This is a genomic window from Enterobacter sp. Ap-1006 (genome assembly GCF_011752835.1).
Lineage (GTDB): Bacteria > Pseudomonadota > Gammaproteobacteria > Enterobacterales > Enterobacteriaceae > Cedecea.
The window spans coordinates 183159-197384 of record NZ_VWWU01000004.1 but is presented as its reverse complement, the minus strand read 5'-3'; the positions used below and the strand labels follow the sequence as shown (position 1 = coordinate 197384).

Sequence of the window (14226 nt, the reverse complement as noted above, 5' to 3'; positions counted from 1 at the left end):
GTAGCGGATAATAGCATTTTTGTAGTTTATGCATTCACCGTTTTTATTTAACAAGTTGTGCCAAATTTGCCGATTATGGAGGCAGGTTTTGCTAATAATGTGATATTCAACGGTTTTTTGTCCAATTGTTGAATAGTCCCGTAGGGCAATTTTTATACAATGGTAACAATATGAAATATAAAGCTTTAGCACTTTGCAGTGCGCTTCTGGCCGTAAGCTACGGTGCGAGCGCGGAGCAGATCGGATCGGTGGACACTGTGTTTAAAGTCTTTGGTCCCGACCACAAGATTGTCGTCGAGGCGTTTGACGATCCTGATGTGAAGAATGTGACCTGTTATATCAGTCGTGCAAAAACCGGGGGTATCAAGGGCGGTCTCGGATTAGCTGAAGACACGTCTGATGCGGCCATTTCCTGCCAGCAGGTAGGCCCGGTTGAGCTCAGCGACAAGATCAAAGCGGGTAAAGCGCAGGGCGATGTGGTGTTCCAGAAGCGAACTTCGCTGGTGTTTAAAAAGCTGCAGGTGGTGCGTTTCTATGATGCGAAGCGTAATGCCCTGGCCTACCTTGCCTACTCTGATCGGGTCGTAGAAGGCTCTCCTAAGAACGCCATCAGCGCGGTGCCGATTATTCCGTGGAGTAAATAATCTGCGCACTGGCGATGAGCGGATGCATTCACGCATGGCCGCATGAGAAGCCTGATGTATTTCTAATGCATCAGGCTTGTCAGTTCTTACCTTCCTTATTAGTGTGTTATGACCGTGCCGTTGCCTTCTAAGGCTTCTTTGATGCAGATCGAGCCTCTACCGCCCCTGAATACCCTTATCGCCTTCGAATGCGTGGCCCGCTATGGCAACATTTCTCGTGCGGCGGAGGAGCTAAACCTGACGCAAAGCGCTACCAGCCGGCAAATTCTGCAGCTGGAAGAGATGCTCGGCTGCAAGCTCTTTACCCGAACCCAGCGGCGAGTGCTGCTTACGCCACGCGGTGAAGCTTATGCCGAGCGGGTCAGGCAGCAGCTTGCGGCGCTGTCGCATGCCACGGCAGAAGTGATGGGCTGGACCGGGTTGCCACAGGTCACGATCGCCTGTACCAGTGCTATGAGTTCGCTGTGGCTGTCATCCCGGTTGTCTGCCTTGCATCGTGAGCTGCCAGATTTGCAGATTCGCATGAAAATTACCGACAACTTCTCGGAGCTGCGCTCATCGGAATTTGATCTGGCTATTTTTTACCTGCGAAGCGTGCCCGTCGGCTTTCACGCCACGCCGCTCTTCGATGAAGTCTGTTATCCCATGTGCTCCCCGGCTTTTCTGTCCCGCATTGGTTCAGACGCACCGGCGGAAGCGCTGCTGCAGCACACGCTGCTGATTCAGGACGATCCCCAGCGGGAGTGGACCGGGTGGAGCGACTGGTTTGCTTCGCAAAATGTTTTGAGCTTTGTGCCAGGGCAAACCTGGCGAGCCAATAACTATCCGTTTTTAGTCGAGACGGCGGTCCGCGGCGACGGGATATTACTCGGCTGGGAAGGGCTGGTGCAGGATTATCTTAACCGAGGCGAGCTTGTCGCGGCGCACTCTGGCAAGCTGGCCGCCGCCAGTAAATGTTTCCTGCTTATCCCCCAGGATCGCTACATGAAGCCGGTTGTTCGCCATGTGATGAGCTGGCTGCAGCGCCAACCTTTGGCGGAATAATCAGAAAATAGATGTAAATCACAAAAGACGATTATTTTAATATTTTGGTCATCAATAAATTATCTGCTTATTTTATTAGCCATAACGTTTTCTTATGTAATGCGAAGGGAAATAAGTGATGAATCACATTTAATCCTTTGGTTTATTTATCGTCTCTAAATCCAAAGGCACTATTTTATTTTTCATCTCTGCGCGTCGACGATAAGAAGTATGCATACCTACAAGTGTGAAAACCAGCCACATCGACTGCGATATTACCGACGCTAAATTAAAATCATGGCTGAGAGAATACAGCCCGCCCACGCAGCCTGCGATGTTAAGACACGCATAACCATTTGAATCTATTGATAGCCTTCGCATTTGGACCAGGGCGTATGCCAGCAGGTAACAAAACACGCCAATTAAACCTACAAGGGTATGCAGTTCCACTTTTTCTTTCCTGATGTGACTCCGTGAACGGGAAATTATCTTTTTTGTCGTGGCTCTGCCGTGCATTTTTTTCATAGTCTGATACGAAAAACTCATGCCTCAGTGTTTAGCTGTTTTGATATAAATCATAAATAGATGTGCTATGGCATCTGGCCGGTGGTCAGACAAACAAATAATAACGGAGAAAAATAAATGAAAGACGATCGTTCAGACGAAAAAAAATACCTGCAAGGCGTGAGCATGAGCCGCCGTTCATTTATCAATACGGCGGCGCTGATTGGTATGGGCAGTGCGTTATCGCTGTCGCCGCTGGCGGGTTTTGCTGCCGAAGCGACGCCTAAAAAAGGGGGCGTGCTGAAGCTGGGCATGTCGGGCGGCAATACCAGCGATTCTCTGGATCCTACACTCTTTAGCGACTGGGTGCCGCTTAACCAGGCGTATATGTTGATGAACGGCCTGGTGGAAATTGATGAGAATAACCAGGCCACACCGGAACTGCTGGAAAGCTGGGAAGCGAAGCCGGGCGCGCAGGAGTGGACCTTTAAAGTGCGTCAGGGCGTGACCTTCCACAACGGCAAGGCGCTTACCGTGGAAGACATTCTTTACTCGATTAATCTCCACCGCGGTGACCAGTCACGCAGCGCCATTAAAACGCAGCTGGCGGCCATCAAAGATCTGAAGAAGAGCGGTGAGAACGAAATTACCCTGACGCTGGACAGCGGCAACGCCGACTTGCCGTTCCTGCTGGCGGACTATCATCTCGTTGTGGTGCCGGACGGCTTTACCGACTGGAAACACCCGATTGGCACCGGTGGCTTCGTCTTTGATCAGTACCAGCCGGGCGTGCGCTCCTACTTCAAACGTAATCCTAATTACTGGAAGCCAAACCGCGCGTTTGTGGACGCCGTTGAAGTGCTGGTGATCAACGATGCGACCGCGCGTACCAACGCCCTTATTTCGGGCCAGGTACACGCCATCAACCGCGTGGACTTTAAAACCGTCGATTTCCTGAAGCGTAGCCCGGCGCTGAACATCGTGCGGGCGGCCGGCGGGCAGCATTTCACCTTCCTGATGGACTGCCGCGTAGCGCCGTTCAACAACAATGACGTTCGGACGGCGATTAAATACGGCATCGATCGCGAGAAATTACTGGCTACCGTGCTGCGGGGGTACGGCACGCTGGGCAACGATCATCCGATCCCGAAAACCGATCGCTTCTTCAATAAAAGCCTGGAACAGCGCGCCTACGATCCTGACAAGGCTAAGTTCTTCCTGAAAAAAGCCGGACTAAGCGCGCTGCCGCTCGAGCTGTCGTCCTCTGATGCTGCCTTTGCCGGGGCGCTGGATGCCGCCGCATTGTTCCAGGGGGAAGCCGCTGCAGCGGGGATTCAGGTCAGCATCAAACGCCAGCCGGCTGACAGCTACTGGGATGACGTCTGGATGAAAGCGCCGTTTAGCATGGGCTACTGGGGCGGCCGCCCAACCGCAGATCAGATGTTCTCCACCGCCTGGCAGTCCACCGCTAAATGGAACGATACCCACTGGAAGAACGACAAGTTCGACAGCCTGCTGATTCAGGCGCGATCGCTGCTTGATGACCAAAAGCGGGCAGAGATCTACGGGGAGCTGCAAAGCATTGCCCGGGATGACGGCGGCGCGATGATCCCGCTGTTTGGCGACTATCTGGACGCCACCAGCAAAAAAGTCGGCGGCGTGAAACCTCATCCGCTCTTCAACTTTATGGGTGGCCGCCTGGCTGAACGCGTCTGGCTGGAGTCGTAATGAAAAAACAGATCCTTCATCGCTTATTGCTGGGCGTGCTGACGCTGTGGCTGGTTTCGGTTCTGATCTTCGTCGGCACCGAGCTGTTGCCCGGCGACGTGGCGAGCGCCATCCTCGGCCAAAACGGCACGCCGGAAACCATCGCCGCGCTGCGTCTCCAGCTTGGGCTGGATCAGCCGGCGGTTTATCGCTATCTGCATTGGCTGTCCGGCGTCTTGCACGGTGATTTAGGCACTTCGCTTGCCAACAACCAGCCTATTGGCGCCGAGCTGCTGCCTCGCCTGGCGAACACGCTGTTTCTTGCGCTATATGCCGCGCTGATCGCGATTCCGTTGGCGGTCGTATTGGGGATTGCTTCTGCGGTGTGGCGCGGTTCCTGGTTTGACCGCCTGGCGAATACGCTGACGCTGATGAGCATTTCGGTGCCGGAGTTTTTTGTCGGCTACGTGCTGGTGATCTTCTTTGCGATTCGCCTGGCCTGGTTCCCCAGCCTCGCGCTGGTCGACCCGGATGCCAGCCTGCTCGACAGGCTCTATGCCTGTACGTTGCCGATGCTGACGCTGGTGCTGGTGGTGCTGGCGCACATGCTGCGCATGACGCGCGCTTCAGTCGGCGCGGTGATGTCCAGCAGCTACATCGAAACGGCGCTGCTAAAAGGGCTTTCCCGCTGGCGCATTGTGCTCAGCCACGCGCTGCCCAACGCGCTCGCGCCAATCATCAACGTGATTGCTTTTAACCTGGCCTATCTGGTGGTGGGCGTCATCCTGGTTGAGGTGGTCTTTGTTTATCCGGGCATCGGGCAACTGATGGTGGATGCGGTGACAAAACGAGATTTGCCGGTGGTGCAGGCCTGCGGGCTGCTTTTTGGCGGGACTTATATCCTGCTGAATACGGCGGCAGATCTGCTGGCCATTTGGTGTAACCCACGACTGCGGCATGCGAGGTAGGCCATGAAAAATATCAAAATTCGCACGGTGCCGCTGTCGGCAATATTGGGGTTGACCATCATCGCCGTCAATTTGATTGCCGCGCTTTTTGCGCCCTGGCTGGCGCCGCACAGCGAAACGGCTCAGGTGGGTGACATCTGGATGCTGCCGTCGAGTTCGATGCCGTTCGGCACCGACAGTCTGGGGCGTGACATGCTGTCGCGTATTCTGTTTGGCGCCCGAACCACCATTGCGATTGCGCTGGCGATCACCGCTATTTCGTTTGTGGTGGGCATTATTACCGGTTTTACCGCCGCGATTTACGGGCGCTGGGTGGACGTCGTGCTCACCCGCATCGTCGATACGCTGATGTCGATCCCGGTGCTGATCCTGGCGCTGATCGTCCTGTCCGTGCTGGGGACCTCTATTCCGGTGCTGGTCGGAACCATTGCGCTGTTAGACGCGACTCGCGTTTTCCGTCTTGCTCGTCTGGTCGCGCAGGGGATCGTTTGCCTTGAATATGTTGAGGCGGCGCGCCTGCGTGGGGAAGGGCTGTGGTGGATCGTCCGTAAAGAGTTTCTGCCTAACGCCATGCCGCCGCTGCTGGCGGAATTCGGCATGCGCTTCTGCTTTACCTTCCTGTTTATTGCCGGGCTGAGTTTCCTTGGGCTGGGCATTCAGCCGCCGTGGGCGGACTGGGGCAGCATGGTGCGCGACAACGCGCAGGCCATTAATTTTGGCCAGTTTGCTCCGCTGTACCCCGCTGCGGCGATTGCCCTGCTGACGATCGGCGTCAACCTGGTGGTCGACTGGCTGCTGGTGCGTAACAACCTTTCGCTGGGAGAAGAGGGATGACACAACCGATTTTACAGATGCGTGATTTACGCATTGAAACCGAGCAGGGGCTGCCGCTGGTGAAAGGCGTCTCTCTCAGCCTGATGCCTGGCGAAGTTCTGGGGCTGATTGGCGAGTCCGGCGCGGGGAAATCAACTATCGGTCTTGCGGCCCTGGGCTATGCCCGACCTGGCTGCCGGATTGCGGGCGGTGAAGTGCTGGTGGCCGGGCAAAATATTGTGGCGCTATCCAGCAAAGAGAAACGTGAGTTTCGCGGTAAGCGCGTGGCCTATGTGGCGCAGAGCGCCGCCGCCGCGTTCAACCCGGCGCTGACCATCGGCAAGCAGGTTTGTGAAGGGCCGCTTCGCCATGGCCTGATGAGCCCGGAAGAAGCCCAGGACTGGGCCGTGACGCTGTTTAAAGCGCTTGATCTCCCGGAGCCTGAAACTATCGGCCAGCGCTATCCACATCAGCTCTCGGGCGGGCAGCTGCAGCGGGCGATGGCGGCGATGGCGATGTCCTGCAAGCCTGATGTCCTGGTCCTGGATGAACCGACCACCGCGCTGGATGTAACGACGCAAATCGAAGTGCTGGTGATGCTGCGCAAACTGGTCAGAGAGTTTAATACCGCCGCGTTATATATCACCCACGATCTGGCCGTTGTCGCACAGATTGCCGACCGCATTATGGTGCTGCGTCAGGGGAGCGAAGTGGAATGCGGCAGCACCGTCGATATTTTGCAGAATCCAACAGAAAGCTACACGCAGCGGCTGGTGTCCGAACGCGCCCACGCTTTAACGCCGGTGCATGCCGAAAGTAAACCTGAAGGGCAGCTACTGGCGCTGAACAATCTCTCTACGGGCTACAACGGTAAAGCGGTCGTCCACAACGTTTCCCTCAGCATTGCCAAAGGAGAAACGATGGCCATTATCGGCGAGTCCGGGAGCGGGAAGAGTACGCTTGCCCGGGCGCTCTGCGGCCTGCTGACTGACACAAAAGGCAGCGTTACCTTTGCTGACAAGGTGCTGGCCAACCGCTACCAGCAGCGTGATAAAGAGACGCTGCGCCGTATCCAGATGATCTATCAGTTGCCCGATGTGGCGCTTAACCCAAGGCAAACCGTGCTGGAGGCGATTGGCCGCCCGGTAGCGTTCTATTTTGGCCTTGATAAACAGCAGGTTCGCGCGCGGGTTCTGGAACTCCTGAAACTGACTGAACTCCCTGATTATCTGATTGATCGCTATCCTGGCTCGCTTTCCGGGGGGCAGAAGCAGCGCGTGTGTATTGCGCGAGCGCTGGCCGCGAAGCCCGATCTTATCATCTGCGATGAAGCAACCTCCGCCCTTGACCCACTGGTGGCGGAAGAAGTGCTGAAATTGCTGAGAAACCTGCAGGAACAGCTGGGGCTGTCTTATCTGTTTATCACCCACGACCTGAGCACGGTAAAACGCATTGCTCAGCAGGTTGCCGTGATGTATCAGGGCAACGTCGTCGCACAGGGCCCAACCGAGCAGGTATTCAGCGCACCAATGCACAGTTACACCGAAAAACTGCTGACTTCCGTGCCAGAAATGCGCCCTTCCTGGCTGGATGAGGTGCTGGGTCAGCGTCAGTTAAATGCGATGGCAGGAGCTTCATGAAAACTCTTATTACGCAATTCCCTCACAGCGTGAGCGTGACGGAACATTTGTGGATTGTTTTGAAAGACGGAACTCGGCTGGCGGCGCGTATGTGGCTACCTTTGTCGGCTTCGCAGCAGCCGGTGCCCGCTATTCTGGAGTACATTCCCTACCGCAAGCGCGACGGAACGCGTACCCGGGATGAGCCGATGCACGGCTATTTTGCCGGGAATGGCTATGCGGTGCTGCGGGTAGACATGCGCGGCAGCGGTGATTCTGATGGGCTGATGGCCGATGAATATCTTTTGCAGGAGCAAGAGGATGCGCTGGAGGTGATCGACTGGATCAGCCGTCAGGGCTGGTGCAACGGCGCCGTGGGCATGATGGGTAAATCCTGGGGCGGCTTTAACTGCCTGCAGCTGGCGGCTCGCCGCCCTCCGGCACTGAAAGCCATTATCACCGTTTGCTCGACGGACGATCGTTACAACGACGATATCCACTACAAAGGCGGCTGCCTGCTGAATGACAATTTGTGGTGGGGCGGCATTATGCTGGCCTACCAAAGCCGCCCGCAGGATCCGGAGCTGGTCGGGGAGGGCTGGTATCAGGCATGGCTGAACCGCCTTGAAAATATGCCTTTCTTCCCGGCGCTGTGGATGGAACATCCGCTGAAAGATGATTACTGGAAGCACGGCTCTGTGGGGGAAGACTGGCAGGCCATTACCTGCCCGGTGATGGCGGTGGGCGGCTGGGCGGATTCCTACAGCAACGCGGTTTTCCGCCTGATGGATAATCTTAACGTCCCGCGCAAGGCGATCCTCGGCCCGTGGGCGCATATTTATCCTCAGGATGGCTCGCCTACGCCGGCCATCGGTTTTCTGCAGGAGGCTGTGAGCTGGTGGGACCGCTGGTTGAAACAGATCGATAACGACGTGCTGGATGGCCCTCGCGTTCAGGCCTGGCTCAACGACAGCCAGCGACCTGATTCGCAGCGGCCGCGGGCCTTTGGAGAGTGGATTGCCATTGAGAACGATACCAACGCTGAAACCTTCCCTCAGCGCTGGCATCTGCAGCCTGGCCGGCTGGCGACATCGCCTTTAGTCGATGAATACCGGCAGGACATCCGTAGCGTGCAGAATCACGGGTTGTTCGCCGGAGAGTGGATGGGCGCGGGTGTGCTGGGGGAAAGCCCGAGCGATCAGCGAATGGATGATGGACTGGCCGAAAGTTTCGACAGCGCCCCGCTGAGCGAAAGCCTGGCGATTTACGGTTTCCCGCAGTTTGACGTCACGCTTTCCAGCGATAAACCTGCGGCCATGCTGTATGTCCGCCTGTCAGACATTGCACCTGACGGAGCATCAACCCGCGTCAGCCACGGCTGGGTGAATCTGAGTCATTTGCAGGGGCAGGAGCAGAACGTCGCGCTGGTGCCGGGCGAAAAGGTCAATGTTACCGTGCAGCTGGACGGCATCGCCTGGCGCTTTGCTGCCGGGCATCGGCTACGGGTTTCTCTCGCGACTACCTTCTGGCCGATGATCTGGCCGATGGCTGAAAATGCGACGCTTAGCGTTGATCTGGCCAGCGCTCAGCTGCAATTGCCGGTTTGCAGGGAAGTGAAGCCGATTGCTGGCCCGAATCCGCATCCTGAAACGGCAGCCAATACGCCGCTGACAATCCTCTCTCCTGGGCGGGTCGATCGCGAACTGCGCTATGACGTAGTGAAGGACAGCTGGCAGAGCATCACTCAGGGCGTGGGCGGCGTTTTTGGCGAGGGCGTGTATCGGTTTGATGATATTAATACCACCGTCGATCATAGCCTTAGGCGTCAGCTGACTGTGCAAAACAGCGATCCTCTCTCGGCGCATTACCTGCTGACTCAGAACATGAAAATCGGCCGGGAAGGCTGGTGGACGGACACAGATATTGTGCTGGAGATGCGCAGTGACCTGACGCATTTTATCGTCAGTGGAAAGATGACGGTTCAACACAATGGGGACGTGGTCTTTACCCGGGACTGGAATGAGCGCATTTCCCGCTGAAAGACAGGCATAAAAAAGGGCTGACAGATGTCAGCCCTTTTCGTTATTTCTAACCGCTTATTCCTGCAGATCGCCGCAGAAACGGTAGCCTTCGCCGTGGATGGTGGCGATAATTTCAGGCGTATCCGGCGTGGATTCGAAATGTTTACGAATGCGGCGAATGGTCACATCGACGGTACGGTCATGCGGCTTCAGCTCGCGACCGGTCATTTTTTTCAGCAGCTCGGCACGAGACTGAATTTTGCCCGGGTTTTCACAGAAGTGCAGCATTGCACGGAATTCACTGCGCGGCAGCTTATACTGTTCACCGTTCGGGCTAACCAGAGAGCGGCTGTTGATGTCCAGCTCCCAGCCGTTGAATTTGTAACTTTCAACGGAACGACGTTCTTCGCTGATGGCTCCTAAATTCATGGTGCGGGACAGCAGGTTACGTGCACGAATAGTCAGTTCACGCGGGTTGAAAGGTTTGGTGATGTAGTCATCCGCACCGATTTCAAGACCGAGAATCTTGTCTACTTCGTTGTCACGACCCGTCAGGAACATCAGCGCCACGTTAGCCTGCTCGCGCAATTCACGCGCCAGCAGCAGGCCGTTTTTACCCGGCAGGTTGATGTCCATAATGACGAGGTTGATGTCATTATCGGCAAGGATTTGATGCATCTCTGCGCCATCGGTCGCTTCAAAAACATCATAGCCTTCCGCTTCAAAAATGCTTTTAAGCGTGTTGCGTGTTACTAATTCGTCTTCGACGATAAGAATGTGCGGGGTCTGCATGTTTGCTACCTAAAATTGCCAACTAAATCGAAACAGGAAGTACAAAAGTCCCTGACCTGCCTGTTACATGCCATAAATTAACATGCCGGGCTTAACATGACTAAAGTACGTAATTGCGTTCTTGATGCACTTTCCATCAACGTCAACAACATCATTAGCTTGGTCGTGGGTACGTTCCCTTTGGACCCGACGGTGTCAAAAACGGCTGTTATCCTAACCATTTTAACAGCAACATAACAGGCTAGCGCTGCTTAGACACCTGATAAAACTACGCTTCGTTGACATATATCAATTTCAATTGTAGCACGTTAACAGTTTCATTAAATCATCGTAGCTCAATGCTAGCTTTTGTCACAACTTTTTAATAATCAAGATCGTAAAGCGTTAAAAAAGTAAGCTGAATCTGGCCTGTGGTGGTAATGAGCTTACGGAAGGATAAACCATGTTAAACAAGTGGATATAGCCGGTGTTTACCCCATTTTCATGGTATATAATCACGTAAAAGCATAAGCTTAAGTTATAAGTCCATCAGAAGTCATAGCCACAATATATGTTGCAACAAAGTAAATTTGCGATGCGTATTATCCAAATTTGTGCATCACTTCGCACGTTTTAACGAATTTTAGAAGAGAGTTCCAATGCGTTTGCCAATTATCCTGGTTTCACCGGCCAGAGCAGAGAACGTCGGGGCCGCTGCCCGGGCGATGAAGACCATGGGGTTTACGGAGATGAGGATCGTTGCCAGTGACGCGCATCTCCAACCCGCCGCGCGTTGGGTGGCGCATGGCGCGGGCGATATTCTTGATGGAATTCGCCACTTTGACACGCTCGCAGATGCCCTGAGTGACGTGGATTTTTCCATCGCCACAACGGCCCGCAGTCGGGCGAAGTTTCATTACTATGCGACGCCACAGCAGCTGCTGCCAATGCTCGAAGAGAAACGTCAGTGGGTAGGATGTGCGGCGCTGATTTTTGGCCGTGAAGATTCCGGACTGACCAACGAAGAGCTGGAGTTGGCGGATGTGCTAACCGGCGTGCCGATGGTCGCGGATTATCCGTCGCTTAACCTGGGGCAGGCCGTGATGGTTTATTGCTACCAGCTTTCCGCTTTGATGCAGCAACCGCCTGTGGAAAACGTGGCCGGTGACGGGCAGCAGTTGAATGCGCTGCGTTTGCGAATGGCGGCGCTTTTGCATCGTCTTGAGGTCGCGGACGACCAAAAAATGGTCGATTGGGTCCAGCAGCGTTTGGGGCTACTGGAGCAGAGAGACACGGCAATGCTTCACCGTTTGCTTCATGACATCGAAAAAAAATTACCAGAATGAAATGTTTTTGAATGACTCTTTTTGAGACGTTCATCTAACTTATTGCGCTATTTACGCGCTTTTACTCCCATTTTTGGTGGGTTTTTCAGCTCGACCGGGCAAGGCGATTTTTTGTGACAGAACTAAAAAAAATTGACTTGGTAAAGGGATTGCTTTAACCAATAGAGCTATTACAAATTTAGAGCACACAACATCCATGTTTCGCTTCAGCCTGATTACCACAATTATCACAACCACCATTACCACAGGTAACGGTGCGGGCTGACGCATACAGGTAAAAATGAAAAAAGCCCGCACCTAAACAGTGCGGGCTTTTTTTTCGGGAAAAAATCAAGGGGTCACAACAATGCGAGTGTTGAAATTCGGCGGTACTTCGGTGGCAAATGCGGAGCGTTTCCTTCGCGTTGCCGATATCCTGGAAAGTAATGCCAAACAGGGGCAGGTGGCGACCGTGTTGTCTGCTCCGGCAAAAATTACTAACCACCTTGTGGCGATGATTGAGAAAACCATCGGGGGCCAGGACGCTGTGCCGAATATCAGCGACGCAGAGCGTATTTTTGCTGAACTGCTGAATGGTCTGGCAGAGGCGCAGCCTGGCTTTCCGCTGGCTGAACTGAAAGGGTTAGTGAATCAGGAGTTTGCTCAGCTTAAACATGTTCTGCACGGGATCAGCCTGCTGGGCCAGTGCCCGGACAGCATCAATGCGGCGATTATTTGCCGGGGCGAGAAGCTGTCTATCGCTATTATGTCGGGCGTGTTGCAGGCTCGCGGCTACCAGGTGACCGTGATCGATCCGGTCGAGAAGCTGCTGGCGGTGGGGCATTACCTGGATTCCAGCGTGGATATCGCAGAGTCAACTCGCCGCATTGCCGCCAGCCGCATTCCTGAAGATCACATGATCCTGATGGCTGGGTTTACCGCCGGGAACGACAAAGGCGAGCTGGTTGTTCTGGGCCGCAACGGTTCCGACTATTCTGCCGCCGTGCTGGCTGCCTGTCTGCGAGCCGACTGTTGTGAAATCTGGACTGACGTCGACGGCGTTTATACCTGCGACCCACGCCAGGTCCCTGATGCCCGACTGCTGAAGTCGATGTCTTACCAGGAAGCGATGGAGCTTTCCTACTTCGGCGCCAAAGTACTTCACCCTCGCACCATCACCCCGATAGCTCAGTTCCAGATCCCTTGCCTGATTAAAAATACCGGAAACCCGCAGGCGCCAGGTACGCTCATTGGCGACAAGAGCGATGACGAAGGGCTGCCGGTGAAAGGCATCACCAACCTGAATAACATGGCGATGTTTAGCGTTTCAGGCCCGGGTATGAAAGGCATGGTCGGCATGGCTGCACGCGTGTTTGCCGCGATGTCCCGTGCCGGGATCTCCGTGGTGCTGATCACCCAGTCCTCCTCCGAGTACAGCATCAGCTTCTGCGTTCCGCAGGCCGATTGCGGCCGCGCTCGCAAGGCGATGGAAGACGAATTCTATCTCGAACTGAAAGAGGAACTGCTGGAGCCGCTGGCGGTCACCGAACGCCTGGCGGTTATCTCCGTCGTGGGCGACGGCATGAAAACGCTGCGCGGTATCTCCGCCAAGTTCTTTGCTGCCCTGGCTCGCGCGAATATCAACATTATCGCTATCGCACAGGGCTCTTCCGAGCGCTCTATCTCCGTTGTGGTCAATAACGACGATGCCGTGACCGGCGTGCGTGTGACTCACCAGATGCTGTTTAACACCGATCAGGTTATTGAGCTGTTCCTGGTAGGCGTTGGCGGCGTGGGCGCGGCTCTGCTGGAGCAGGTTAAACGCCAGCAGGCGTGGCTGAAGGAAAAGCATATCGACCTGCGCGTTTGCGGCGTGGCGAATTCTAAAGCCCTGCTGACTAACGTGCATGGCCTGGATCTCGAGAACTGGCAGCAGGCGCTGGAGCAGGCCAAAGAGCCGTTCAATCTTGGCCGCCTGATCCGCCTGGTGAAAGAGTATCATCTGCTGAATCCGGTGATTGTGGACTGTACTTCCAGCCAGGCCGTGGCGGATCAGTACGCTGATTTCCTGAGCGAAGGTTTCCACGTGGTGACGCCAAACAAAAAGGCCAACACCTCGAGCATGAATTATTACCACCAGTTGCGTAATGCCGCGGAGAGTTCTCGCCGGAAGTTCCTCTACGACACCAACGTGGGGGCGGGCTTGCCGGTGATCGAAAACCTGCAAAACCTGCTGAATGCGGGCGATGAGCTGCAGCGTTTCTCCGGCATTCTTTCCGGGTCGCTTTCTTACATCTTCGGGAAGCTGGATGAGGGAATGAGCTTCTCGCTGGCGACCAGCACTGCACGTGAAATGGGCTATACCGAACCGGATCCGCGTGACGATCTTTCTGGTATGGATGTCGCGCGTAAGCTGTTGATCCTGGCACGTGAGACCGGGAGCAGTCTGGAACTTTCGGATATCGAGATCGAATCCGTACTTCCGGAAAATTTTGATGCAAGCGGAGACGTCGAGTCTTTTATGGCACGCCTTCCTCAGTTGGATGATGAGTTTACGGCTCGTGTGAGGAAGGCGCGTGACGATGGGAAAGTGCTACGTTACGTCGGCATTATTGAAGAAGACGGCAGCTGCAAAGTGAAAATCGACGCCGTAGACGGCAACGATCCGCTGTATAAGGTGAAGAACGGCGAAAATGCCCTGGCCTTCTACAGCCACTATTATCAACCGCTGCCGCTGGTACTGCGTGGCTACGGGGCGGGTAACGACGTTACCGCCGCCGGCGTGTTCGCGGATCTGCTTCGCACCCTGTCATGGAAGTTAGGAGTTTAAG

General features: G+C 54.9%; 13 protein-coding genes and 1 other annotated feature. Of the genes, 11 read left to right on the top strand and 2 right to left on the bottom strand.

The window, feature by feature from the left end:
* The first annotated feature begins 170 nt into the window (after nt 1-170).
* Nucleotides 171-644 (top strand): protein CreA, encoded by a 474-nt coding sequence (creA, locus tag F3J28_RS13755; protein WP_008460116.1) that lies wholly within the window; start codon nt 171-173, stop codon nt 642-644.
* A gap of 141 nt (nt 645-785) precedes the next feature.
* Complete coding sequence (locus tag F3J28_RS13750; protein WP_166876917.1) at nt 786-1688, top strand: LysR substrate-binding domain-containing protein; 903 nt, start codon at nt 786-788, stop codon at nt 1686-1688.
* A gap of 129 nt (nt 1689-1817) precedes the next feature.
* Here F3J28_RS13750 and F3J28_RS13745 read toward each other — a convergent pair whose 3' ends face one another.
* A complete protein-coding gene (locus F3J28_RS13745) occupies nt 1818-2117 on the bottom strand; it encodes a CBU_0592 family membrane protein (RefSeq protein WP_166876914.1) in 300 nt (99 codons plus the stop codon).
* A gap of 192 nt (nt 2118-2309) precedes the next feature.
* On the opposite strand from F3J28_RS13745, the gene F3J28_RS13740 reads away from it, so the two are divergent.
* Genes F3J28_RS13740 through F3J28_RS13720 form a run of 5 tightly spaced genes read left to right on the top strand, consistent with a single transcriptional unit; the run spans nt 2310 to nt 9317 of the window.
* On the top strand, nt 2310-3899 hold the full coding sequence (locus F3J28_RS13740) for an ABC transporter substrate-binding protein (RefSeq protein WP_166876911.1): 1590 nt from the start codon (nt 2310-2312) through the stop codon (nt 3897-3899).
* Nucleotides 3899-4846 (top strand): ABC transporter permease, encoded by a 948-nt coding sequence (locus F3J28_RS13735; RefSeq protein WP_008460122.1) that lies wholly within the window; start codon nt 3899-3901, stop codon nt 4844-4846. The genes F3J28_RS13740 and F3J28_RS13735 overlap by 1 nt, the downstream gene beginning before the upstream one ends.
* Nucleotides 4847-4849: 3 nt before the next feature.
* The gene (locus F3J28_RS13730) at nt 4850-5680 is read left to right on the top strand and encodes an ABC transporter permease (RefSeq protein WP_008460123.1); all 831 of its coding nucleotides are present in this window, start codon (nt 4850-4852) and stop codon (nt 5678-5680) included.
* The gene (locus F3J28_RS13725) at nt 5677-7299 is read left to right on the top strand and encodes an ABC transporter ATP-binding protein (protein ID WP_166876908.1); all 1623 of its coding nucleotides are present in this window, start codon (nt 5677-5679) and stop codon (nt 7297-7299) included. The genes F3J28_RS13730 and F3J28_RS13725 overlap by 4 nt, the downstream gene beginning before the upstream one ends.
* Nucleotides 7296-9317 carry a CocE/NonD family hydrolase gene (locus F3J28_RS13720; protein ID WP_166876904.1) on the top strand — a complete coding sequence of 674 codons (2022 nt, stop codon included), beginning with the start codon at nt 7296-7298 and terminating at the stop codon, nt 9315-9317. The genes F3J28_RS13725 and F3J28_RS13720 overlap by 4 nt, the downstream gene beginning before the upstream one ends.
* A gap of 57 nt (nt 9318-9374) precedes the next feature.
* Here F3J28_RS13720 and arcA read toward each other — a convergent pair whose 3' ends face one another.
* Nucleotides 9375-10091: a two-component system response regulator ArcA gene (arcA, locus tag F3J28_RS13715; RefSeq protein ID WP_008461663.1), complete on the bottom strand. Its 717-nt coding sequence runs from the start codon at nt 10089-10091 to the stop codon at nt 9375-9377.
* 96 nt (nt 10092-10187) lie between these two features.
* Here arcA and yjjY point away from each other — a divergent pair, with 96 nt between their 5' ends.
* The 4 genes from yjjY to thrA all read left to right on the top strand — a co-directional run bounded on the left by yjjY (nt 10188) and on the right by thrA (nt 14225).
* Nucleotides 10188-10328 (top strand): YjjY family protein, encoded by a 141-nt coding sequence (gene yjjY, locus F3J28_RS13710; protein ID WP_001541509.1) that lies wholly within the window; start codon nt 10188-10190, stop codon nt 10326-10328.
* Between the two features lie 401 nt (nt 10329-10729).
* Nucleotides 10730-11416, top strand: a complete 687-nt coding sequence (locus tag F3J28_RS13705; RefSeq protein WP_166876901.1) for a tRNA/rRNA methyltransferase — start codon at nt 10730-10732, stop codon at nt 11414-11416.
* Nucleotides 11417-11612: 196 nt separating this feature from the next.
* Nucleotides 11613-11681: a thr operon leader peptide gene (thrL, locus tag F3J28_RS13700; RefSeq protein ID WP_071530522.1), complete on the top strand. Its 69-nt coding sequence runs from the start codon at nt 11613-11615 to the stop codon at nt 11679-11681.
* Nucleotides 11620-11737 (top strand) — a sequence feature (Thr leader region). Its footprint overlaps the gene before it by 62 nt.
* A gap of 25 nt (nt 11738-11762) precedes the next feature.
* Complete coding sequence (thrA, locus tag F3J28_RS13695) at nt 11763-14225, top strand: bifunctional aspartate kinase/homoserine dehydrogenase I (RefSeq protein WP_166876899.1); 2463 nt, start codon at nt 11763-11765, stop codon at nt 14223-14225.
* The last annotated feature ends 1 nt before the right edge of the window (nt 14226 follow it).